17 protein-coding genes are annotated in these 22,707 nt (G+C 71.1%); 10 read left to right on the top strand and 7 right to left on the bottom strand.

Annotated elements, in window-relative coordinates; all coding sequences use genetic code 11:
- The first annotated feature begins 125 nt into the window (after positions 1-125).
- Positions 126-1,622 carry a S8 family serine peptidase gene (locus BLT62_RS12215; protein ID WP_083364309.1) on the top strand — a complete coding sequence of 499 codons (1,497 nt, stop codon included), beginning with the start codon at positions 126-128 and terminating at the stop codon, positions 1,620-1,622.
- A gap of 133 nt (positions 1,623-1,755) precedes the next feature.
- On the opposite strand, the gene BLT62_RS12220 is transcribed toward BLT62_RS12215, so the two are convergent.
- The 3 genes from BLT62_RS12220 to BLT62_RS12230 all read right to left on the bottom strand — a co-directional run bounded on the left by BLT62_RS12220 (position 1,756) and on the right by BLT62_RS12230 (position 5,028).
- The gene (locus tag BLT62_RS12220) at positions 1,756-2,691 is read right to left on the bottom strand and encodes an alpha/beta hydrolase (protein ID WP_231919153.1); all 936 of its coding nucleotides are present in this window, start codon (positions 2,689-2,691) and stop codon (positions 1,756-1,758) included.
- A gap of 70 nt (positions 2,692-2,761) precedes the next feature.
- Complete coding sequence (locus tag BLT62_RS12225) at positions 2,762-3,136, bottom strand: VOC family protein (protein WP_083364311.1); 375 nt, start codon at positions 3,134-3,136, stop codon at positions 2,762-2,764.
- A gap of 41 nt (positions 3,137-3,177) precedes the next feature.
- Positions 3,178-5,028, bottom strand: a complete 1,851-nt coding sequence (locus tag BLT62_RS12230; RefSeq protein WP_083364312.1) for a glycoside hydrolase family 15 protein — start codon at positions 5,026-5,028, stop codon at positions 3,178-3,180.
- Positions 5,029-5,158: 130 nt separating this feature from the next.
- On the opposite strand from BLT62_RS12230, the gene BLT62_RS12235 reads away from it, so the two are divergent.
- The 4 genes from BLT62_RS12235 (at position 5,159) to BLT62_RS12250 (ending at position 9,107) form a co-directional block, all read left to right on the top strand.
- The gene (locus BLT62_RS12235) at positions 5,159-5,689 is read left to right on the top strand and encodes an O-acetyl-ADP-ribose deacetylase (RefSeq protein ID WP_083364313.1); all 531 of its coding nucleotides are present in this window, start codon (positions 5,159-5,161) and stop codon (positions 5,687-5,689) included.
- 108 nt (positions 5,690-5,797) lie between these two features.
- Positions 5,798-7,111, top strand: coding sequence for an MFS transporter (locus BLT62_RS12240; protein ID WP_083364314.1), 1,314 nt, complete (start codon positions 5,798-5,800; stop codon positions 7,109-7,111).
- A gap of 78 nt (positions 7,112-7,189) precedes the next feature.
- Positions 7,190-7,621, top strand: coding sequence for a nitroreductase/quinone reductase family protein (locus BLT62_RS12245; RefSeq protein ID WP_083364315.1), 432 nt, complete (start codon positions 7,190-7,192; stop codon positions 7,619-7,621).
- A 232-nt stretch (positions 7,622-7,853) separates the two neighbouring features.
- The gene (locus BLT62_RS12250) at positions 7,854-9,107 is read left to right on the top strand and encodes an HNH endonuclease signature motif containing protein (RefSeq protein WP_172829700.1); all 1,254 of its coding nucleotides are present in this window, start codon (positions 7,854-7,856) and stop codon (positions 9,105-9,107) included.
- 824 nt (positions 9,108-9,931) lie between these two features.
- Here BLT62_RS12250 and BLT62_RS12255 read toward each other — a convergent pair.
- Complete coding sequence (locus tag BLT62_RS12255) at positions 9,932-10,417, bottom strand: GNAT family N-acetyltransferase (RefSeq protein ID WP_083364317.1); 486 nt, start codon at positions 10,415-10,417, stop codon at positions 9,932-9,934.
- Positions 10,418-10,496: 79 nt separating this feature from the next.
- Positions 10,497-13,151, bottom strand: a complete 2,655-nt coding sequence (locus BLT62_RS12260) for a LuxR C-terminal-related transcriptional regulator (protein WP_083364318.1) — start codon at positions 13,149-13,151, stop codon at positions 10,497-10,499.
- A gap of 331 nt (positions 13,152-13,482) precedes the next feature.
- Here BLT62_RS12260 and BLT62_RS12265 point away from each other — a divergent pair, with 331 nt between their 5' ends.
- From BLT62_RS12265 to BLT62_RS12280, 4 genes are all read left to right on the top strand, one after another.
- Positions 13,483-14,385 carry a MurR/RpiR family transcriptional regulator gene (locus BLT62_RS12265; protein ID WP_083364319.1) on the top strand — a complete coding sequence of 301 codons (903 nt, stop codon included), beginning with the start codon at positions 13,483-13,485 and terminating at the stop codon, positions 14,383-14,385.
- 70 nt (positions 14,386-14,455) lie between these two features.
- Positions 14,456-17,317, top strand: a complete 2,862-nt coding sequence (locus tag BLT62_RS12270; protein WP_083364320.1) for an FAD-binding and (Fe-S)-binding domain-containing protein — start codon at positions 14,456-14,458, stop codon at positions 17,315-17,317.
- A 97-nt stretch (positions 17,318-17,414) separates the two neighbouring features.
- Entirely contained in the window at positions 17,415-18,140 is a 726-nt protein-coding gene (locus BLT62_RS12275; RefSeq protein WP_083364321.1) for an IclR family transcriptional regulator, read from the top strand.
- A 68-nt stretch (positions 18,141-18,208) separates the two neighbouring features.
- Positions 18,209-20,452 (top strand): LuxR family transcriptional regulator, encoded by a 2,244-nt coding sequence (locus BLT62_RS12280; protein ID WP_083364322.1) that lies wholly within the window; start codon positions 18,209-18,211, stop codon positions 20,450-20,452.
- Positions 20,453-20,464: 12 nt separating this feature from the next.
- Here the strand turns inward: BLT62_RS12280 and BLT62_RS12285 are convergent, their stop codons facing one another.
- Positions 20,465-20,791: a carboxymuconolactone decarboxylase family protein gene (locus BLT62_RS12285; protein WP_083365447.1), complete on the bottom strand. Its 327-nt coding sequence runs from the start codon at positions 20,789-20,791 to the stop codon at positions 20,465-20,467.
- Between the two features lie 268 nt (positions 20,792-21,059).
- Between BLT62_RS12285 and BLT62_RS12290 the strand changes: the two genes are divergently transcribed.
- Positions 21,060-21,440, top strand: a complete 381-nt coding sequence (locus BLT62_RS12290) for an SHOCT domain-containing protein (protein WP_083364323.1) — start codon at positions 21,060-21,062, stop codon at positions 21,438-21,440.
- Positions 21,441-21,448: 8 nt separating this feature from the next.
- Here the strand turns inward: BLT62_RS12290 and BLT62_RS12295 are convergent, their stop codons facing one another.
- Positions 21,449-22,651 carry an AI-2E family transporter gene (locus tag BLT62_RS12295; protein ID WP_083364324.1) on the bottom strand — a complete coding sequence of 401 codons (1,203 nt, stop codon included), beginning with the start codon at positions 22,649-22,651 and terminating at the stop codon, positions 21,449-21,451.
- Positions 22,652-22,707 lie beyond the last annotated feature (56 nt).

The following is a 22,707-nucleotide window of genomic DNA, read 5'->3' on the forward strand; positions in this document are numbered from 1 at the left end:
CCATCAGACCCCCCCCCGTGCGGGGGGTGTCCCCCTTAATGTCGACTATCCGCGCTCTCAGCTGATCCATAGGCTTCGGAACCAAACAGGGGTCTCTTCGAGGCCCCTCAGAATTGAGGAGAACGATGTCCACACTCCGCACCACCTCCAGCCGCACGCGGAAACGCGCACTCACGGCCGGGCTTGCCCTCTCGATCGCACTCGGCGCCGCGGTACTCGTGCCCGGTGTCGCCACAGCCGCGCCCTACCCCACGGCGAAGGCCCCTGCCGTTGAGGCCACCCCCGGCCCGCTCATGAACTATGCCATCAACGTGCGCATCGTCAACCGCGGCCAGACGCTCAAGGTCGAGCGCGCCGTGGCCGCGGCCGGCGGCAGCGTGATCGAGTCGTACGCCGAGATCGGCGTCGTCATCGCGCAGTCCGACAACGCCGCATTCGCGGCATCCGTCGCCACCGAGAAGGCCGTGCTCTCGGTCGGCGCGACGCGCACTGCGCCCGTCGCAGCCACCGATCCGACGTACGGGGTGAGCGACCCGCTGGCCCCCGGGGAGTCCGGCAACCGCCGCTCCGCGAACCAGACCAAGGACATGGGTGTCGAGGCCGAGGTGAACGTGGTCGCCGACCCGTCCGAGAACCGCCAGTGGGACATGGCCGCGATCGGCGCGACCGCCGCGCACGAGATCACCGACGGCAGCCGTGACGTTCTCGTCGCGGTGATCGACTCCGGCATCCAGGGCGACCACCCCGACCTCGCTGCGAACGTCGACGTGGCCGCCTCGGCCAGCTGCCTGAGCGGCGTGGCCGACAGCAGCTACGAGTCGTGGCAGCCCACGACCAGCTCGCACGGCACGCACGTCGCGGGCACGATCGCGGCAGCCCGCAACGGCATCGGCATCGTCGGCGTCGCACCGAACGTGCGCGTGTCTGCGGTGAAGGTCGTCAACGACGACGGGTTCATCTACCCGGAGGCGGCCATCTGCGGCTTCATGCACGCGACCGAGACCGGTGCTGACATCACCAACAACAGCTACTACATCGACCCGTGGGAGTTCTGGTGCGACGACAACGCCGACCAGAGCGCCGTGAAGACCGCCGTCAACCGCGCCGTGCAGTACTCGCAGGGCAAGGGCGTCCTGAACGTCGCCGCAGCCGGCAACTCGGCGCTGGACCTGGCCAACAAGACGGTCGATTCGGGCAGCCCGAATGACACGGTACCGATCACGCGCTCCGTGGCCACCGGATGCCACGACATCCCCGCCGAGCTCGACGGCGTCGTGACGGTCTCCTCCACCACCTCCACGGGCGCCAAGTCGGGCTTCTCCAACTACGGTCTGGGTGTCATCGACATCGCGGCCCCCGGCTCGTCGATCCTCTCGACGGTTGCTGGCGGCGGATACGGCACCTCCTCCGGCACCTCGATGGCGTCGCCGCACGTTGCGGGCGTCGCCGCCCTGCTGAAGTCGGTGCACCCGGAGAACTCGGGCCTCGGGCTCGGCCAGGTGCTCTACGCCCAGGCCACGGATGTCGCCTGCCCGACCGGATCGGCGCAGTGCACCGGCCCGGCCGCGAACAACGCCTTCTTCGGAGAGGGCCTGGTCAACGCGCTCAAGGCAGTGCAGTGAGCTGAGCTGAGCTGATCTGATCTGATCTGATCTGAGCTGAGCTGAGCTGCGCAGTTCTGAGCTCGGCTGAAAGGTCTGGGGTGTGTCGGCGAGAGCCGGCACACCCCAGATTTGTGTGTCGGCCCTCGTCGCGTCAGCCGTGTAAAGGCCGGAGTGCCTCCCGCAGCGCCTCCGCCTGCGCCGCCCAGAAGTCCTGGGCGACGCCCGCCTTGGCGAAGATGGCATCGAAGCCGTGGAAAGCGCCCGGCACCACCAACAGCCGGCAGGGCACGCCGGCGGCGTTCAGGCGGCGGGCGTACTCCACGTCCTCGTCGTGGAAGAGGTCCAGCGTGCCGACGCCGATCCAGGCCGGCGGCAACCCACTGAGCTCCTCACGGCGGGCCGGCGCGGCGTACGCCGAGACGCCGGCGCTGCCGGGCTCCTGACCGAGGTAGGCGCTCCAGCCATAGCGGTTGCTCTTCGGCGTCCAGGCCCGCACGCCGCGCGTGTCCATGTCGTCGCGCGTCACCGTGCGGTCGTCCAGCATCGGGTAGACGAGCAGCTGGAACACGGGCTGCACGCCGCCGCGGTCGTGGATCAGCAGCGCGGCGGCCGCCGCGAGTCCGCCGCCGGCGCTCGCCCCGCCGATCGCGATCCGGTCGGGGTCGACGTTGAGCACCTCGGCCTCGGCGAGCAGCCCGCGGAAGGCCGCGTAGACGTCTTCGACGGCGGCCGGGGCCGGGTTGTCTGGGGCCAGGCGGTAGCGCACGGCCGCCACGGTGATGCCGAGCTCCGCGGCGAAGGCGATGTTCGTGCGGTCATCCTGCTCGGGGCTGCCGATGATCAGCCCGCCGCCGTGCACCCACAGCAGGGCCGGAGCCGGGGCGGTGAGCCCGGACGGCTGGAAGATCCTGAGGGTGACCGCCGGCGCACCGGCCGGCCCGGCCACGGTCAGCTCCTGCACACTGACGCCGGGCGGGGTTGGGGCCGGGCGCGCAGAGCGCCCGCGCACGAACCGCGCGGATGCCGGCCCGAAGGAGAACGCGGGGATGAACCGCGCTGCGGCCAGATCAGGGTGAAAGGCGTGCACGGCATCCGCTCCTCGAGGTCGGGCCCAGCCTAGCGGCCGCCTGCTGCGCGTCGACCGGCAGCGGCCCCGATCAGCCGACGTGCTGGTCGAACAGGATGATGTTGCCGTCCGGGTCGCGCAGCATGAAGCTGCCGGGCCCGGTCGCCGTCTCATCGGCTTCAGAGAGGAAGTCCATCCCCCGCTCCTTGAACGTCTTCTGCAGGCTCCGGACATCCTCGAACTCGTCGAGCGGCTCGGCCGTGGCCGACCACCCCGGATTGAAGGTGAGCAGGTTGCTGTCGAACATGCCGTGGAAGAGCCCGATCGTCGTGGTGCCGTTGCGGAGGATCAGCCAGTTCTGCGCGGCGTCCCCCATCACCTGTTCGAAGCCGAGCGCCTCGTAGAAGTCCTGGGACGCCTGCACGTCCGCGACGGCCAAGCTGACCGAGAATGCCCCGAGTTCCATGTCGTCCTACTTTCTGATGGGTGCGGCTGATTCAGTGCCGCTCATTCGATGCCGCGCGCGGCGTTCTCGGCGGCGATCAGCCGGTTCGCCGCATCGATCAGCGAGAGGTGGGTGAAGGCCTGCGGGAAGTTGCCCAGGTGCGCGCCGGTTGCGGCGTCGATCTCCTCCGCGTAGAGCCGAAGGGGGCCGGCGAAGCTGAGCATCCGCTCGAAGAGGGCCTCCGCGGCATCCACCTCGCCGATCACGGCGAGCGCCGACACCAGCCAGAACGAGCAGATCGAGAATGTCCCCTCCTCGCCGCTCAGCCCGTCCTCGGTGCGGTCGACCCGGTAGCGCAGCACCAGCCCCTGCTCGGTCAGCTCCTCGGCGATCGCCAAGACGGTGGCCCGCACCCGCACGTCCTCCGGCGGCAGGAACCCCATCAGCGGCAGCAGCAGGAGCGAGGCGTCCAGCTCGGTCGAGCCGTAGTGCTGGGTGAACACGCCCCGTTCATCGACGCCTCTGGCGCAGATCTCCTCCTTGAGCGCGTCGGCGCCGGCCTGCCAGCGCTCTGCCCGCTCCCGGTCGCCGCGCGCGCGGGCGATGCGGATGCCGCGGTCGGCGGCGACCCAGCACAGCACCTTGGAGGCGACGAAGTGTTGCGGGGCGCCGCGCATCTCCCAGATGCCCTGGTCGGGTTCCTTGCTCTTCACGAGCGCCGTGTCCACGAGCGCGCTGAGCCTCGCCCAGATGTGTGGGGCGATCTGCCCTCCCCCGCGCAGGTGTTCTTCGACGGCGTCGAGGAGCATCCCCCAGACGTCGTGCTGGTGCTGGTCGAACGCCCCATTGCCGATGCGCACCGGGCGGGAATCGCGGTAACCGGAGAGGTGGTCCAGGGTGTGCTCGGTCAGGTCGCGCTCGCCACCGATGCCGTACATGATCTGCAGCGACCAGGGGTCGGCCGGGTCCGGCTCTGAGACGGCGTCGATGATGAAGGCGAAATACTCGAACGCCTCCCAGTCGAGCCCGAGACTGTGCAGCGCCCGCAGCATGAAGGCGGTGTCCCTGATCCAGGTGAATCGGTAGTCCCAGTTGCGCTCGCCGCCCGGCGTCTCGGGCAGCGAGGTTGTCGCGGCCGCCATGATCGCCCCGGTGGGGGCGTAGCTCAGGCCCTTCAGCGCCAGCGCGCTGCGCTCCATGTACGGGCGGAAGCGGTGGTCGGGGAAGCGCGCCATGCTGATCCACGACCGCCAGAACGACTCGGTGTACGCCAGCTGTTCCCTGGCCTCCACGAGATTGCCCGGGGAGGTGTCGCCCCAGCTCAGCGCGGCGAAGGCGCTGTCGCCCGCCTCCAGCGTCTTCCGCCCATAGCTGCGTGCTCCGAGCAGGCCCAGCGGCACACTGCTGTTCAGTGTGAGCGTGAGGCCTTCGGCGTCCACGCTCGTGCGGGTGAACCCCTCCCCGTCGTAGTTCCACTGCCCCGGCACCCGCCCGTAGTCGAACAGGGGGAAGCAGCTGAGGTCGAGCTCGACCCGGCCGTCGAAGCAGCGGGCGATGCGGAGCAGGGTGCGCTGCGCGCTGGCGTCGCCGGGAGAGCGCCGGGTGTCGCCGCGCCGGATCGAGGCGACGGGGCCGAGCACGAGCGCATCGGTGACGGTGAGCCAGCCGGTCGCCGTGTGCCAGGTGGTCTCCAGCACCATGGTGCCCGGCAGGTAGCGGCGCTGCTGGGGCACCCGGGCGCCGGACGGCCCGAAGCGGAAGCTGCCCGCCGAGCGGTCGAGCAGCGCGCCAAAGACGCTCGGCGCGTCCGGGCGCGGCAGGCAGAGCCACTCCACGGCCCCGTCCGGCGCGATGAGCGTGCTCACCTCGCAGTCGGAGAGGAAGGCGTAGTCGGCAATGGGCGGGAAGGGCATCCGGATGCTCCCAGGTGTGCGTGTGACCGGCGGGCTGCTGCCAGCACGCTACGTCGGTGGGGCGGCGCTGTCCAGCGCTCCGGCGCACACTCCCCTCGCGGCATCCGGGCCCCGCTGGCAGACTGGGCGCGTGAACACCATCACCCCCGTGCTGGGAGACATCACGCGGCAGGACGTCGATGCGATCGTCAACGCCGCGAACAACGCCATGCGCGGCGGAGGCGGGGTCGACGGCGCCATCCATCGCGCAGGCGGCCCGGCGATTCTGCGCGACTGCATCGCGCGCTTCCCGCACGGCCTCGCGACCGGTGATGCCGGGTGGACGACGGCCGGAGAGCTGCCCGCCCGCTGGGTCATCCACACGGTCGGCCCGAACTACGCGGCCGGGCAACGCGATCGAGGCATGCTGCTCAGCTGTTACCGGCGTTCCCTGGAGGTCGCCGCCGAGCTCGGGGCGCGCAGCATCGCGTTCCCGCTGATCAGTGCCGGTGTCTACGGCTGGCCGCGCGAGGACGCGATCTCCGCGGCCATCGAGGCCATCACCGGCGCGCCGACGCACCTCGACGAGGTGCGCCTCGTGGCGTTCTCCCGGGACACCCACGACGCCGTGCTCCAGAAACTTTCCGAGTGGCCTCCGGAGGTCCTGACGTACGATGGCTGAAGTGCTGTTGGTGCAACGGCACGATTTTGAGGTGTATCTACCATTCGCTCCCCGGCGAAAACGGCGGCACAAACCGTCGCGGCACAGCCGCCAGGGAGGAGCGCCACAATGGCGGGATACGACAATCAACTCGAGGCAGAGGCGTCGACTGACGCGGCGGTAGGGCCCGAGCTCGCTGCAGAGCTGCCGGCCCTCGAGTCGACGGGCACGCAGCCGACCCGGCTGATCCACGCCGCCGGCCTCTCGTACTTCCCCGTGGCCTTCGTGGCGCGTCTGCCGTTCGCGATGATGGTGGTCGGCGTGCTGACCCTCGTCGTCGCGGCGCGCGGCTCCATCGCGCTCGGAGGCATCACGTCCGCGGCCGTCGGGCTCGGAACGGCACTGCTCGGCCCGGTGCTCGGCATGGCCGTCGACCGCTTCGGGCAGCGCCGGGTCGTGCTCGTCGCCGCGATCGGAAACAGCCTCGCCCTGCTCGCCTTCGCCTGGGCGGCCTTCGCCCCCGTACCCGATCTGGCGCTGCTCGGCGTCGCCTTCCTCGTCGGCGCCACCGCACCCCAGGTGTCGCCGCTCTCGCGCAGCCGCCTGGTGGGCATCATCCAGACGGCGCTGCCCCGCGGCGTCCGGGCGAAGACCCTGAACGGCACGATGGCCTACGAGTCTGCCGCTGACGAGATCGTCTTCGTGTTCGGCCCGGTCATCGTCGGACTGCTCGCGACGACCATGAATCCGGCCGCACCGATCATTGGCGCCGCCGTGCTGACCCTCATCTTCGTGACCGCCTTCGCCTTCCACAAGAGCTCGCGCGTCGCCTCCGACGCCCAGACCACGGATGCCGCCGCCCGGGCGCCGTTCCGCGAGCTGCTGAAGCCGCGGATGCTCGTGCTCGTGCTCGGCGTTCTGGGCATGGGATTCTTCTTCGGCGCCATGCTCACTGCGCTCACCGCGTTCATGGACGAGGTCGCGCGCCCCGAGGAGGCCGGCGTGCTCTACGGGGTGATGGGCATCGGTTCGGCGATCCTCGCCCTCAGCGCGGCCGCCTTCTCCCCCCGCTTCTCGATGCGGGCCCGCTGGCTCGTCTTCTCGCTGGCCCTCGTGGCCGGCGCGGTCATCGCGGCATCCGCCACCACCATCCCCGTCATGATCCTCGCGCTGGCCCTCGGCGGCATCGGCGTCGGGCCGACCCTGGTGACGATCTACGGGCTCGTCGCGGCGCGCACCCCCGCTGGCCGTTCGGCCACGGCCATGACGATCGCGGGCTCGGCGATCATCGTCGGACAGGCATCTTCCTCGGCATTCGTGGGGATCCTCGCCGAGGATGCCGGCGCACAGCTCGCGCTGCTCGTGCCGCTCGCCGCCGCCCTGGTGGTGCTCCTCGCGGGCGCGACCAACTGGGTCATCAGCTCGCGGGACGCGACGCGCTGAGGGTACAGCGAACCCGCAACACACTCCCACTTCATCCCCAGCGGCTCGGCTCACGATCAAGAGTGGAGAGGAGCCGCCATGTCCGAGCGACCCCAAAACTGGACCCAGATGATCATCGACGAGTTCCGGGCGAACAACGGCACCGTGACAACGGCCGGGTTCGGGCGGAGACTCGTGCTGCTGCATCAGCGCGGCGCTCAGACCGGTGTCGAGCGCATCACTCCGGTGACCGGCATCCGCAGCGACGAGAACACGTGGCTGGTGGCGGCGTCCCAGAGCGGATCCTCGAAGAACCCGCACTGGTACTACAACCTGCGCGCCCACCCCGATGTGATGATCGAGACGCCGGATGCCGGGATCGTGCCCGTGCGGGCACGCGAACTGCCCCGCGCCGAGCGGGATGCGGCCTGGCCGCTGTTTGTGGCGGCGAATCCCGCCTTCGCCGAGTATGAGCACCGCACGAGTCGTGTCATCCCCGTGTTCTCGCTGACCCGGCGGCGCGGGGCCTGACTCGCCCTCGAATGAACCTGTCACAAAAATGACGAAATCTCTTGTTTTCATCGCAGTGATTGACTAGAATTGGGGCATGCGCAGAAGCATGAAAACCCCGGTCGAGAACCCTTTCTGTGATCCCGGAGCACCGCTTCTGGAGGATGAGTTGCCGCCCGATCCTGACTGGGCATATCTGGACTCTCCGTGGCCTTCCGCCCCCGTCGAATCCTCGCCCGTTCTGGTCTCCCCGGTGGAGTCCGTCGGGTACGCGATCGACTCCGCACTGGAGGCCCAGCACGCCGGGAACCGGGCCATGGCCAGCCAGCTGGCCGCCCTCGCCGCCGTGCTGAACACCAGCCGGGCCCATCTGTCCGTCTACCTGCAGCCCGGCGGCCTGGCCGAACCGGATGCGGTCGAGCTGACCGCCCGCGCCGCCGCCCTGGACGCCGCCCTGCAGCTGAACCTCACCCCGAACCAGGTCCGTGACCGCGCCTACGAGGGCCAACTCCTGCAAGAGAAACTGCCGGCGTTCTGGGAACTGTTCCAGCTCGGCCTGACCAGCTACGCCCACGCCCAGGCCGCCGTCCAGTTCGCGAACGGACTGGATGAGCCGGACGCGGTCACTGAGTACGACAGCACCCTCGCTGCCGCGGCCCCCACCCTCACGCCGGCCGCGTTCCGGACGAAGGCCCGCGTTCTGCAACAGCGCCTCCTCGCCGAGCCGCCCGACGCCCGCACCGCCCGCGCCCTGACGGAACGCCGGGTGTGGGTGGAGCCCGCCGAGGACGGCATGGCCTGGCTGCACGCCCTGATCAGCGCCCCCGACGCCATCCGCGTCAAGGCCCGGCTGAACTCCACCGCCCGCAACGTCGAGAAGAAGCAGAAGCAGGCTGATCGCATCGCGCGGGAGGCGGGAACCACCCGCGCGCCGCGGCGCACCCGGCCGCAGATCCGGGCGGACCTGGCCGTGGCCTGGCTGGCCGGGGACGGCACCCCGACCGCCGCGAAGGTCCGGCCCATCCTGCTCGTGCCGATCCTCAGCATGCTCGGCACAGTGGGCCCGGACGGAGAACTGCCGGTGCTGCACGGCTACGGCCCGATCGACCCGGCCACCGCCGCGAGGCTCTTCGACGACGCCCCCGCCTTCCGCAGGATCGGCACCGACCCGATCAGCGGCGAGATCCTCGACCTGGACCGCACCACGTACCGGCCCACGAAGGCGCAGCGGGACTGGCTCACCGTCAAGTACGGCCGCTGCGCCAGGCCCGGCTGCGACTGCGACGCCGCCACCGCCGACATCGACCACCTCCGGGAATGGGCCCGCGACCACGGGCCCACCGACATCCGAAACCTGATCCCGCTCTGTCCTCCAGAGCACCGGCTGAAAACCCTCACCAAGATCCGCATCAGCCGCGACGACGGCGACTCACTCACCATCCACACCCCCACCGGCTACAGCGCCCGCTACACGCCGACCGCCTACCCCGACGACCCCGCCTTCTAGGGCAGCGCCCCGCCCCGGTCGTGTCAGGGCTTCGGTCGCTGGCGCTCCCTCCAGCCGCCGTGCAGATGCACTCCAGCCGCCGTGCAGATGCACTCCAGCCGCCGTGGGGAATCCCGGGCCCGCCTCCTCCCCACGTCGGCTCGCGGGGCCCGCGCCCTCCCCACGTCGGCTCGAGGGGGCCGCGCCGCGACGAAGGAGCAGCGCAGCCCCCGAAGCCGCGGAGTCAACCCGAAACAGTAGCCCGCAGCACCCGCCCGCAGCACCCAGCCCCCGGCCGTATCAGGGCTTCGGTCGCTGGCGCTCCCTCCAGCCGACGTGCAGATGCACTCCAGCCGCCGTGCGGAAACCCGGACCCACGCCTTCCCCACGCCGACTCGAGGGGCCGCGCCTTCCCCACGTCGGCTCGCGGGGCCCGCGCCCTCCCCACGTCGGCTCGAGGGGGCCGCGCCGCGACGAAGGAGCAGCGCAGCCCCCGAAGCCGCGGAGTCAACCGAAAACAGTAGCCCGCAGCACCCGCCAGCAGCGCCCCGCCCCCGGCCGCTCCAGGGCTTCGGTCGCTGGCGCTCCCTCCAGCCGACGTGCAGATGCACTCCAGCCGCCGTGGGGAAACCCGGGCCCGCCTCTCCCCACGTCGGCTCGAGGGGGCCGCGCCGTGACGAAGGAGCAGCGCAGCCCCCGAAGCCGCGGAGTCAACCCAAAACCGTAGCCCGCAGCACCCGCCAGCAGCACCCAGCCCCCGGCCGTGTCAGGGCTTCGGTCGCTGGCGCTCCCTCCAGCCGCCGTGCAGATGCACTCCAGCCGCCGCGGGGAATCGCGGGGAAACGCTACGCGGCGGCGCCTCGGCGGGCCAGGGCCTCGCCGTCCAGGCGGAACCGCGTCCACTCGTCCATTCCCACGGCGCCGAGCGCGCGGTAGAAGCCGATGGCCGGTTCGTTCCAGTCGAGCACGTCCCACTCCAGCCGGGCGTAGCCGCGCTCCACGCACAGGGCGGCCAGGTTCAGCAGCAGTGCCTTGCCGAGACCCCGGCTGCGATACTCGGGGCTGACGTAGAGGTCCTCCAGGTGGATGCCGTGCACGCCCTCCCACGTGGAGAAGGTCAGGTACCAGATCGAGATCCCGGCCAGCTCGCCCGGCCGGTCGCCGTCGACGACGTGCGCGAAGACCATCGGGTTCTCTCCGAACAGCGCCCGCTGCAGGGATTCCTCCGTGGCGACGACGGCATCCGGCTCCTTCTCGTAGACCGCCAATTCGACGATCAGCCGCAGGATCTCGGCGATATCGGATGGGGTAGCAGGGCGCAGAGAACTCATGCATTCAGCGTAGCGGCGCGCTGTGACCGATCCGATCCGTGCAGCCCCACTCAGAACGCGCTGCCAGAACGCGCTGCGCCTATTCGAGCGCCTCGAGCGCGACGGCAACGTCGTCACGGGAGCCGATCTGCAACTTGAGCAGCACCTTGGCCGCGTGGCTCTCGACGGTGCGCTTGGAGATGGAGAGGCGCCGTGCGATCTGGGCGTTCGAGAAGCCGAGCGCCAGCAACTCGGCGAGCTGCTGCTCGCGGGCGGTGAGCCCGCTGAGGGCCTGGCCGGAGGGGATCACCAGTCCGCGCCGCGCCAGGGCCCGCGCGGCCGACCCAGTCGAGCGGGCGCCACCGGCCGCGATGTGCTCGCAGCTCGCCAACAGCAACGCTGCCAGCGGCGCGTCGATCCGGTTGGCCAGCTCCCGCGCGCGTGCCTCGTCATCCGGGTTCAACCCACCGCCCGTGCACAGCGCGACGGCGTGCAGCGCACGCAACTCCATCAACGCGAACCCGCGCTCGCGGGCGAGCTCGGCGAGGGCCGTTGCCTCGGCCAGCTCCTCGCCTCCCGGCGCGTAGAGCGCGGCGAGCAGCAGGTTGTAGCGGGCCGGCAGCTCGAGCAGCCGGCTGGAGCGCTCACCGAGCGCCTCGAACTGAGCCCGGGTGCCGGCCGAGCCCTCGTGGTCGCCGGTCGCGGCCTGCGCCAGCGCCAGCGACGCGAGCAGGAGGCCCTCCGAGCCGGTGCCGGTGAAGTCGTCGAGCTCGGCGCAGGCGATGCTGAGGTTGCGGACCGCGCCCTGCCACTCGCCCTGGCTGATCGCCAGCAGCCCGCGGCCGAACGCAACGAGCGTGTTGCGCACCCGCACATGGCCGGGATTGCGGTCCATGGCGACGTTGAGGAAGCCGTAGATGATGCTCGCCTCGCGGGTGTTGCCGGTGAACAGGTCGGCCAGGCACCACGCGCCGACCATGTCGCCGACGGCCAGCGGATGCCGCCTGATCGACCGCATCGCCAGGCCGAGCTGTTGCCGGCCGACCGCTCTGGCACGCTTGGTCTCGCCGCGCTGGGCGAGCGAGATCACCAGCGTCGAGGCCAGCGGGAGGAAATCGGCGGAGGAGTGCATCGCCGCATACAACTCGCTCTGCAGGCGGACCGACTCGGTCATCTGACCCGCGTAGCTCAGGTAGATTCCCCGGGCGATCGCGAGGCGCCGAACGGAGTGGGCCTCGGCCGATTCCGCTTCGGCCAGGCGCTCGGCCCAGTCCAGCGTGCGGAGCGCGTCGCGCCAGTTGCCCTGCGGGAGCACGAGGGCGTCGGCCACGACGAGGGCGTGCCCGATGGCCAGCTCGGCCCGGGCGGCACTGGCCGGCATCCGCTCGATGATCTCGCGTGCGCTGGCCGCATCGGACAGCACCGCGTTCGGGGCATTGCTGAAGCGGTGCGCCTCGATGCGGTTGTTCAGGGCGGCCACCCGCACGGCGTCATCCGCGGCCGGGTGCTGGATCAGGGCAGAGTCGAGCAGGATCCGGAACTCGTGGTCGGCCAGCTGCTCGACCAGGGCGAAGGCCCGCTGCAGGATGTCGATCGGCACGGCGCAGCCGCCGCCGATTCCCCACGACACGAGCGAGAGCAGCTCGGAGCTCTCGCCGTTCCAGCGGGACGGCGTCGCACCGCTCCCCTGCGCGAGCGCGGCATCGTACATGGCACGGAGGCGGGCCATCCGCTGCACAGGGCGCACCAACGCGGCCATCACCTCGCCGGAGAGCGGGTGGGCGACCGTCGCGACGACCGTGCGGCTGTTGTCGTGCATCCCGTGGAAGGCGACGAGGCCGTCCACGGCGAGCTCGTCGAGCACGGCCGGCTCGAACTGGGTGCTGAGCAGTGCGAGCGACACGGGCGCGCAGAGCGCGATCGTCTCGAAGGCCGCCAACTTCTCCGGCGTGAGCTGGGCAAGCTCCGAGCGCAGGATGTCGCCGAGCGAGGTGTCCGCGGGGAACGGCCGCCGCCAGACCCACAGGCCCTGTCGAAGCTCCAGCGCCTCGGAGCGTTCCAGGCTGCGCAACAGCTCGATCAGGAACAGGGCGTTGCCGCCCGTCGCCTCGGCCAGTCGCTGCACGGCATCGGGGGCGAGCAGCTTCGGCGCCAGCAACTGCCCCGCGATCTGGGCGATCTCTGCACGGGTCAGCTCGGGAACATCGATGCGGGCGAGGATCCCGTCCCGCCAGGCGCGGGTGAGCGCGGGGGTGAGCCCGGGGGTGCTGCGACAGCTGAGCACGACGCGCACATCGGTGCGGGAGAGCAGGTACTCGACGACGAGCGAACTGAGGTTGTCGAGCAGCGGGACGTCATCGATCATGATCACGAGCTGCGCCGGGCCGGGCTTGCGGCCACCGTTTGCGCCGACGTGTTCGAGGCAGGCTTTCACGAGGGCCTGCGCGATCCGGTCCGGGCTCTCGCCGGCCAGCGCGTCGTAGTCGCGCAGCGCGGGAATGAAGACGGCCAGCGGCGACTGCCTGGTCGCAGTGGTGGCCGCGAAGTGCACAGCGTGGAGTGCCGGATTCTCGCCGGTGAGCCGCACCAGGGCGTGCACGCCGAGCGCCGTCTTGCCGGCGCCCCCGGCGCCGAGGAGCACGACGTTGCTGCCCGGCGCACCGAGTGCCGCCGTGACCTCGGCGCTCAGCTCGCTGCGCCCCCAGAACTGCGAGACGCGCTCCAGCGCCATCGACCAGCGCATCGACCCCATCATGGGCGATCTCCGACAGTCATTTCCGCTCGCACAACCACGCACTCCGCCCGACAGGCGAAATACCTGCGGTTCCAGAGTAGAAGACGAGTACACCCCCAGTGCTCGAGTGCGGGCCCTGCGCCGCGCTCCGCAGCGAATTCACCCCCATTCTGGGGTCCGCACCGCTCTACGGGCAACCAGTCGTGCGCCGGGAATCGCGGCGATAGTCTTGGTGGGGCACGAAAGTACACGCAGAGTGCACTCTATGTAGCAAAGTTTCTTCTAGTGTTGTCTGCATCGACCAGCGCGCACGCGCCCCGTCGTCACCGCTCCGTTTCCACCGAGGAGAACCATGCCAGCATCCGAAGCCCGCACCGCGGTCGCCACGGAGCGCGCCGTGCTCGTGCGCATGCGCGCCGTGCTGCCCGAGCTGCGCCCGAGCGAACAGCGCATTGCCGCGCTGTTCCTCGCCGACCCCGGCGCGATCGCCGAACTCTCCATCGGCGAGCTGGCCGCCCGCAGCGACACCTCGACCACCTCGGTCGTGCGCTTCTGCAAGCGCATGGGCTACGGCCATCTCAAAGGGCTGCGCATGGACGTACTGCGCGATGTGGCACGCGAGCGCTTCGAGACGGCCGGGCTGCCCGAGGTCTCCGGCGACGTCGACCGCGACGACAGCCTGGAGGACATCGTGGCCAAGGTGTCGCTGGCCGAGACACTCTCCATCGCCGACACGGCGAAGGTGCTCGATGTGCCCGCCCTCCAGGCGGCCGTCGACGCGGTCGGCAGCGCGCACCGGGTCGACGTCTTCGGCCTCGGCGCGAGCTCCTTCGTCGGCCTTGACCTGCAGCAGAAGCTCACCCGCATCGGGCGCACCGCCCTGAACTGGTCGGACTCGCACGCGGCGTGGACCTCGGCGACGACCATGCGCAGCGGGGCCGTCGCCATCGCCGTCTCGCACAGCGGCAGCACCGTCGACACCGTCGAGTTCCTCTCCATCGCCCGGGCCGCGGGGGCGACCACCATCGCCATCACCAACCATGAGGGCTCGCCGATCGTCGAGCACGCCGACATCGTGCTCACGACTGCGGCCCGCGAGTCCGTGTTCCGCTCGGGCGCGCTCGGCAGCCGCATCGCCCAGCTCATGGTCGTCGACTGCATCTTCATCGGCGTGGCCCAGGCCAGCTATGAGGAGTCGATGGAGGCCATCCGCAACACGTACGCGGTCGTGCACAACCTCCGCACCCGGCGCTAATGAGCATCTCGGCCCGGCCCCGCACACCGTCCCCCAGTCAGCCCCGCACATCGTCAGGAATCCCCCTCGCATGACCGCCTCAGCCACCGCCATCCGCTCCGCCGTCTCCGCCGGCGACGAGTCGCTCGCCGCCGCGCTCGAGCAGGCCATCGGCGCCCCGCTCGAGGGCGCCGCGCGCAGGGTGAGCGTCGCCGAGTTCGACCGGATCGTGGCCGGCGTCGACGCCTCCCACGTGCTGCTCACCCCCGACGCCGTCGTCACCCCGCAGAGCCTCGAGCAGGTGGCCGCCGTGCTCGGCTTCGCCGCGGCTGCCGGGCGGCACGTGACGGTCCGCTCTGGCGGCACGAGCCTCTCTGGGCAGGCCTCCGGCGACGGCATCCTGCTCGACACCCGGTCGGCGTTCCGCCGCATCGACGTGGAGGACGGCGGCGCCCGGGTGCGCGTGCAGCCGGGCGCCACCGTGCGCCAGGTGAACGCCCGCCTGATCCGGCACGGGCGCAAGCTCGGCCCGGACCCGGCGAGCGAGATCGCGGCGACCATCGGCGGTGTCATCGCCAACAACTCCAGCGGCATGGCCTGCGGCACCCACCAGAACAGCTACCGCACGCTGGCCTCGCTGACCTTCGTGCTGCCGAGTGGCACCATCGTCGACACGGCCCTTCCAGACGCCGATGCCCGGCTGGCCAGCACCGAGCCCGCGCTGCACGCGGGCCTCACCCGGCTGCGCGATGAAATCCGCGGCCGCGCCGACCTCGTCGCCGAGATCGAGCGGCAGTACCGCGGCAAGAACACCATGGGCTACGGCCTGAACTCCTTCCTCGACTTCGGTGAGCCCGTGCAGATCCTCGCCCACCTGCTGGTAGGCAGCGAGGGCACGCTCGGCTTCGTCGCGGAGGCCGTCTTCGACACGGTGACGATCGCGCCCGCCATCGGCACCGCCCTGCTTGTGTTCGACAGCCTCGACGCGGCGACCGGGATCCTGCCCGTGCTGGTCGCCACCGGCGCGGCCACCCTCGAGCTGATGGATGCCGCGTCGCTCCGCGTCATCCAGGCCGACCCGACCGCCGCGGGCATCATCGACGACGTCGTCGTCGCGGGCCACGCCGCCCTGCTGGTGGAGTACCACGGGGCGGATGACGCAGACCTCGCCGCCCAGATCGAGCGCGCCGGGGTGGCGCTGGCCGCCGCCGGCGCCCCCGCGCTCGAGGTGACCCGCGACGCCAAGCAGCGGGCCAGGCTCTGGCACTTCCGCAAGGGACTGTACGCCGCCATCGCCGGCGCCAGGAAGCCCGGCACGACGGCCCTGCTCGAGGACATCGCGGTGCCCGTCGAGCAGCTGGCCGGCACCTGCGCGGCCCTGCAGGAGCTGTTCGGGCGCCACGGCTACGACGACGCCGTCATCTTCGGCCACGCCAAGGACGGCAACATCCACTTCCTGCTCACCGAGGACTTCACCGCCGACGGGGCCATCGAGCGCCAGGCCCTCTTCACCGAGGAGCTTGTCGATCTCGTGCTCGGCGCCGGCGGCACCCTGAAGGCCGAGCACGGCACCGGCCGCATCATGGCCCCCTTCGTGGAACGCCAGTTCGGCCCAGAGCTCTACGCCGTCATGCGCGAGGTCAAGCGGCTCGCCGACCCCCGCGGCGTGCTGAACCCCGGAGTGCTGCTCACCGACTCCCCCACCTCCCATCTGGAGCACCTCAAGGTCACCCCGGAGGTGGAGGCCGAGGTCGACCGCTGCGTGGAGTGCGGCTACTGCGAGCCGGTCTGCCCGAGCAAGGACGTCACTCTGACGCCCCGGCAGCGCATCGCGGTGCGCCGGGCCAGGGCCGCGGCCCGCGCCCACGGCGACACGGCCCTGGACGCCCGGCTGGCCGCGGCCGAGCAGTACGCCTCGGTGCAGACCTGCGCCGCCGACGGCATGTGCCAGACCGCCTGCCCGGTGCTGATCAACACGGGCGACCTGGTGCGCCGGCTGCGCGAGGAGGACGCGAACGCCCCGACCCGCACCATCGCGGCCGGCGTGGCGAAGGCCTGGGGCGGCGTCAGCCGCGGGGCATCCGTCGCGCTCAGCGCCGCCAAGCTGGTGCCGCCCGTCGCGACCCTGGCCAGCGCGGCCGGCCGCGTGGTGCTCGGCAGTGACGTCGTGCCGCAGTGGAGCGGCGACCTGCCCCGCGGCGGCGCCAAGCGGGCGCACGGCTCGCCGGCGACCGGCGACGCCGTGTTCTTCTCGGCCTGCGTCGGCTCCATGTTCGGCCCGGCCGACGGCAGCATGGGCGCCGCGCCCGCATTCCGGTTGCTCGCGGAGCGCGCCGGGGTGCAGCTGATCACCCCGGAGCGCATCGACTCGCTCTGCTGCGGCACGCCCTGGAAGTCGAAGGGCCTCGCCGACGGCTACCGCACGGCGATCGAGAACACCGTGCGGGCCCTGCTCGCCGCCTCGGACGGCGGGAACCTGCCGATCGTCTGCGACAACTCCTCCTGCACAGAGGGGCTGGTGCACGCACTGGAGAACGTGGGCGAACTCGACGGGCGACCGGTGTCGCTCACGATCATCGACGCCGTCGACTTCGCCGCAGAGCGGCTGCTGCCCGGGCTGCCGATCACGGCGCAGATCGACTCGCTCGCACTGCACCCGACCTGCTCCAGCACCCGTCTCGGCTCCAACGAGCACCTGCGCCAGCTGGCTGGGGCCGTCGCGGTCGAGGCCGTCGTCCCGGATGCCTGGGGCTGCTGTGCCTTCGCCGGAGACCGCGGGATGCTGCACCCGGAGCTGACCGCCTCGGCCACCGCCGCCGAGGCCGCCGAGCTCGCCGGGCGCGACTTCGACGCCCATGCCTCCTGCAACCGCACCTGCGAGATCGGCATGACCCGGGCCACCGGTGAGTCCTACGTGCACATCCTGGAGCTGCTGGAGCGCGCCACGCGGTAGTCGTGTCCTATTATCGAACTGGGTGACCGCATTTCGTGCGGATGCCGCGCAGAGTCGACTCAAGCAGAAGCGACACAGGCAGAAGGGCCGGACACCGATGGCAGAACAGGCCGCAGCACAGGCCGGGTCGCAGACGCTGAGCCGCGGCATCCGGCTCCTGGAGATCCTCGCCAACTCCGACCGCAGCCTCTCCATCGCCGAGCTCGCCGCCGAGCTCGCGGTGCACCGCTCGGTGGCGTACCGGCTGCTGCGCACGCTCGAGGACCACGCCCTGATCACCCGCGACGACGCCGGTTTGGTCGCCCTCGGCGCGGGCCTCGCCGCGCTCTCGTCCGGGGTGGCGCGCAACCTGCAGCAGGCGGCGCTGCCCGAGCTCAGCGAGATCGCCGACGAGCTCGGAATGACCTGCCTGCTCGCGGTGATGGTGGACGGCGGCGAGGCCGTCACGCTGGTCAGCGCCGCGCCGCGGCAGAGCGTCGCCGTCGTCTCCTACCGGCCCGGCCACCGGCACCCGCTCGGCCGCGGCGGCCCGGGCAAGGCGATCCTGCTGGGGATGCCGGAGCGCTCCTGGCCCGCCGAGATCGAGGCGGGCATGAGCGAGCAGCTGCGCGCGGAACTCGCGCAGGCGCGCCTCGCGGGCTATGCCTCCAGCCACGACGAGGTCGTGCCCACCCTCACCTCGATCGCCGTGCCGCTGGCCCTCGCCGGGCAGCCGCCCGCCTCGATCGCGGTGATCCACGTGGCGCTCACGCATCCGGAGGCCGAGATCGCAGAACGGCTGCAGCGCGGCGCGCAGAGCGTGACCCGCGCCTACGGCGCCTAGCCGGCCGAGCCCAGCGCAGTACCCGCCGGACGGTTGATGGGGCGCAATGGCGCGTCTATGATTCGATCGTGGCCGAGTCCCCGCGTGTACTGGCCCGAAGCAAAGTCGAGCTGGACAGACTGCTGCTGGAGGCGAAACTGGCGATACCCGCACCTCGGGCGGGGTTCGTCAGCCGCGCAGCGCTCATCGAATCCGCCCTCGAATCGCAACGCCGGGTCGTGACGGTGACGGCGCCATCCGGCTACGGCAAGTCCAGTTTCCTGGCCGAGTGGGCGGCGGCGGAGAAGCGCGGTGTCGGCTGGGTCTCGCTCGACCGGTTCGACGATGACGCCGTCAAACTGTTGACCCTGCTGGCCTCCGCGTTCGTGCGGGCGACGGGCGGGGACGGACGGCTGATCGCCGACATGCGCGGCCACGGGGTCTCGGCACTCGGCCGCGCCGCCCCCCGCCTCGCGCTCGCGCTGCGGGAGAGCCCTCGCGACTTCGTGTTGATGATCGATGATCTGCACGAGCTCGCGACGCCGGCCTGCCAGGACGTGTTGAGCGTGGTGATCGACGCCATCCCGCCCGGCTCGCAGATCGTGACGGCCAGCCGGCACGAGCAGCCCCATCTCGCCCGGCTCCGTGCCGCGGGGCAGACCGTGGAGTTCGGCGCCGACAGCCTCACGCTGGATGCGGACGGCGCGCGAAAGATCTTCGCAGAGGCCGAGGTGCCGTTGACGCCCGAGCTGGCCGATGCCGTCACAGAGCGCACGGAGGGCTGGCCCGTCGGCCTGTACCTGGCAGCCGTCATCGCCCACGACAACGCGGAGGGGACGGCGTTGATCTCCGGCGACGACCGCTACGTCGCCGACTACCTGTACCGGGAGTCGCTGGCGTCCCTCCCGGAGGACGTGCAGCGCTTCCTCCGCTGCACGGCCGTGCTCGACCAGTTCTCCGGCGAGCTGTGCGACGCGGTGCTCGATGTGCTGGGCTCGCAGGCACGCCTGCGCGAGCTGGAGGGATCCAACGTCTTCCTGATCCCGCTGGACCGGCGCCGCGAGTGGTACCGCTACCACCCGCTGTTCCGGGAATTCCTGCTCAGCGAGCTGCGCCGCGTCGACCCCGGCCGAGTCGCCGAGCTGCACGTGCGGGCGGCCGAGTGGTACGAGCAGAACGGCTCCCCGGCGAAGGCGATCGAGCACCTCTTGGAGACACCGGATCGCACGAACAGCGTGCGGCTCGTGGCCGAGCACGCCATGGCGACCTTCCAGGCCGGGCAGATGGGAACCGTGCAGCGCTGGTTGGTCGAGCTCGGGGCCGTCACCGTCGACAGCCACCCGCCGCTCGGGGTGCTGGCCGGCTGGATCGCCGTCATGTCCGGCCAGGCCATCGAGGCCGATCGGCTCGCCGCGCTGCTGGAGTCGGCCTCGTTCGCCTCGCAGCCCTTCGACGGTTCGGCGACGTTTGAGTCCAGCCGGGCCATGCTCCGGGCGCTGATGTGCGCGTCCGGGCCGGAGCGGGCCGCGGCCGACGCCGAGTTCGCGCTCGCCGAGGAACCCTCGTGGAGCCCGTGGCGGGAGCAGGCGCTCTGCCAGGGCGGCGAGGCCGAGCTGCTGCGTGGCAATGCGGATGCCGCAGAGGCTCTGTTCGCCGAGGCGGCCGAGCTCGCCCGCCAGCACGACAACGCCGGAGTGCAGGCCCTCGCCGAGGCCGAGTGCGCGCTGATCGCGATGGATCAGGGCCGCTGGCCGGAGGGGGCGGCCCGGGTGGAGCGCGCACTCTCCGCCGTCGAGCTCCACCGCATCCAGGACTACGCGATCGCCGTGCCCGCCGTCGTCGCCGCCGCGCGGCTGGCCCTGCACGAGGGCGACCTGAGCCGCGCCGAGCGGGAACTGACCAGGGCGATGCGCGCGCGCCCCGTGTGCACCTACGCGGCGCCCGCGCTGGCGACCCGGGTTCGGCTCTCTCTCGCGAAGAGCTACTGGGCGATCGGCGACCATGCGACGGCGCGCCACCTCCTGCGCGAGATCGACGACATCCTGTTGCACCGCCCGGCGCTCGGCGCGCTGCTCGGCTCTGTCGCCGCCCTGCGGGACATCATCTCCTCCAGCGCGGCGGGCGCGGGCGGGTACTCGCCGCTGACCCCGGCGGAGCTGCGCCTGCTTCCCTATCTGCAGACGCACCTGTCGATCCCGGAGATCGGCGCCCGGCTGTTCGTCTCCCGCAACACGGTGAGCACCGAGGTCGGATCGATCTACCGCAAGCTGGGCGTCTCGTCCCGGTCGGAGGCCGTCGAGCTGGCGACGTCGATCGGGCTGCTCGGCACCTAACTGCGCCGGCACTCAACCCAGCGTGTCCTCCACGTCGAAGCCCAGCGCCAGGGCGAGGGTGGGCGCCGCTGCGACCACGCGGGGAAGGCCGACGACCGAGGCGATCCCGAACAGCACGTCGACGATCTCGTCGGCGCTCGCCCCGGCGCTCACCGCGGCCGTGACCTGCTCGCCGAACGACGGCTCCGCACCCCCGACGGCGATCAGCGCCGCGAGTCTGGCCAGGCACAGCGTCTTCGGGTCCAGCGTGCCGGGATCGGAGACACTGGACTCGTCGTCGAGCACGCTCGGCTGGTTGACCGCCAGTCGGCGCAGGCGCTGGGTGTAGTTCGATGGCACATCGTCCTCCCGCGTGTCTCTGCCGACCGACGCCATTGCCTTGGGGCGACTCGCCGCATCGGGTCCCTCCCATAGTCGACGCCCTCTTGGCCGTGATCGCGTCATCCGGATGGGGTGAACACGCCCGACCGCGGCTGCCCGCCTGGCCGCTGCGCCCCTCTCCCGCACCATCATGTGAATGGGATGATGCGGCTGCCGGGACGGCGCAATACGTTCGAGCCGACCGCGAGCCACCGGATGCGCGGCGATCTGAGAGGCGGCACGCACCATGAGTTTTTGGGACTACTTAATCTGGCTGTTCTGGGTGTACATCACTATTGCGTGCATCTGGATCTTCATCACCGTCATCATCGACATGTTCCGGGATCACACCCTGAACGGCTGGCAGAAGGCGCTCTGGGCGTTGTTCCTCGTCTTCCTGCCCTTCCTGGCCACGTTCGTGTACTTGATCGCCCGCGGCAAGAGCATGTCCGAGCGCCGCATGGACGACTACCGGCACGCGCAGCGGCAGACCGACGAGTACATCCGGGAGGTCGCGAGCAGCTCTCCTGCTGTCGAGATCGAGAAGGCGAAGCAGCTGCTGGATGCCGGGGCGATCACCCAGCCGGAGTTCGACGCACTCAAGGCGAAGGCGCTCGCCGCCAGCTGAGGCGCGAACTACTCTTCGTCCCGGGGCGGGATCGGCGGATGTGCGCCGGTCCCGCCCCTTCGCGTCCGCTGCTCGGGCGTGTGGCCGGTGTCTCGGTGCCGGTTCGCCTTGGCCTCCGCGTCGGCGGCCGCCATGATCGCCCTGGCCTCGCCGACGTCGCCGAGGGCAGGTCGCCACCAGCGCGCGGTGGGGTCGGCGTCCACGAGCACCGCCCGGGCCAACAGGGTGATCGGGATGGCCAGCACGGCGCCGATCGGCCCGATCACGATCGCCCAGAACAGCACGGAGAAGAAGGTGAGCGACTGGCTGAGCGCGACCGCGTTGCCGACCACCCGGGGCTGGATGATCGACTGCACGACGGCGTTGACCAGGCCGTAGATGATGATCACCGCGATGAACGTCGGCCAGCCGCCCACGAAGTAGCCGAAGACGAGCGGTGGGATGATCGCGATGAAGTAGCCGATGTTGGGGATGTAGCTGCAGAGGAACGCCAGGATCGCCCAGAGCAGGGCGGCCGGAACCTGCAGCAGCCAGAGCGCGATGCCGTTGATCGCCCCCTGGACGAGCCCGAGCACGGTGGTGACGACCATGTACCGGCGCACCCCGCTGGCGTACTCGACGAGGGCCTCCTTGAGGTGCGGCCGCCGCTGCCCGAGCTGCACCAGCACCGTCGGAACGTAGGAGGCGTCCGCCGCGAGCAGGATCAGCATGGTGAGGATGATGACGAGGGTGGCCGTGATGCTCGCGACCCCGCCGACGAGCCCTCCGAAGAACCCCGCAATGGCGCTCGGGTCGAAGCCGCTCTTGACCTGCTCGATCTCGTTGGTCCCGACGCCCAGCTTCTGCAGGAAGTCTCCGATATTGGCGGCGATCGCGGCGAACTGGTCCGCGTAGTCGGGGAGCATCGCGACGAACTGCGTCACCGCGATGACGAAGGTGTAGGCGAGCCCGGCGAGCCCGGCGAACAGCACCAGGACGACGGAGCCGGTCGCCAGCCCGCGCGGAACCCCGCGGCGTTCCAGCGCGGTGCGCACGGGCTGGGCGCAGATCGTGAGCACGACGGTGAGCAGCACCGGGCCGAGGATCGACCGGATGCTGCTCATCCCCACGGCGACGACCGTGCCCGCGGCCAGGCCGACGAGGATCACGACGCCGCGCGGATACCGCCGCGCCGGCGCCGGGCCAGCCGATTCTGGGGTTGTCTCGGACATGCCTGCTCCAGCCTCCGCGTGCGAATGCCGGCGGCGCCGGGGCGCCGCAGGCGGGG

Origin of the sequence: Microterricola viridarii, from assembly GCF_900104895.1 — a bacterium.
Classification (GTDB): domain Bacteria; phylum Actinomycetota; class Actinomycetes; order Actinomycetales; family Microbacteriaceae; genus Microterricola; species Microterricola viridarii.

Coding starts and splice junctions, on each gene's coding strand:
- BLT62_RS12215 (WP_083364309.1), top strand. CDS start 126: ATGTCCACACTCCGCACCACCTCCAGCCGCACGCGGAAACGCGCACTC.
- BLT62_RS12225 (WP_083364311.1), bottom strand. CDS start 3,136: ATGGAACTCGGGGCATTCTCGGTCAGCTTGGCCGTCGCGGACGTGCAG.
- BLT62_RS12230 (WP_083364312.1), bottom strand. CDS start 5,028: ATGCCCTTCCCGCCCATTGCCGACTACGCCTTCCTCTCCGACTGCGAG.
- BLT62_RS12240 (WP_083364314.1), top strand. CDS start 5,798: ATGGCGGGATACGACAATCAACTCGAGGCAGAGGCGTCGACTGACGCG.
- BLT62_RS12245 (WP_083364315.1), top strand. CDS start 7,190: ATGTCCGAGCGACCCCAAAACTGGACCCAGATGATCATCGACGAGTTC.
- BLT62_RS12255 (WP_083364317.1), bottom strand. CDS start 10,417: ATGAGTTCTCTGCGCCCTGCTACCCCATCCGATATCGCCGAGATCCTG.
- BLT62_RS12260 (WP_083364318.1), bottom strand. CDS start 13,151: ATGATGGGGTCGATGCGCTGGTCGATGGCGCTGGAGCGCGTCTCGCAG.
- BLT62_RS12265 (WP_083364319.1), top strand. CDS start 13,483: ATGCCAGCATCCGAAGCCCGCACCGCGGTCGCCACGGAGCGCGCCGTG.
- BLT62_RS12270 (WP_083364320.1), top strand. CDS start 14,456: ATGACCGCCTCAGCCACCGCCATCCGCTCCGCCGTCTCCGCCGGCGAC.
- BLT62_RS12275 (WP_083364321.1), top strand. CDS start 17,415: ATGGCAGAACAGGCCGCAGCACAGGCCGGGTCGCAGACGCTGAGCCGC.
- BLT62_RS12290 (WP_083364323.1), top strand. CDS start 21,060: ATGAGTTTTTGGGACTACTTAATCTGGCTGTTCTGGGTGTACATCACT.
- BLT62_RS12295 (WP_083364324.1), bottom strand. CDS start 22,651: ATGTCCGAGACAACCCCAGAATCGGCTGGCCCGGCGCCGGCGCGGCGG.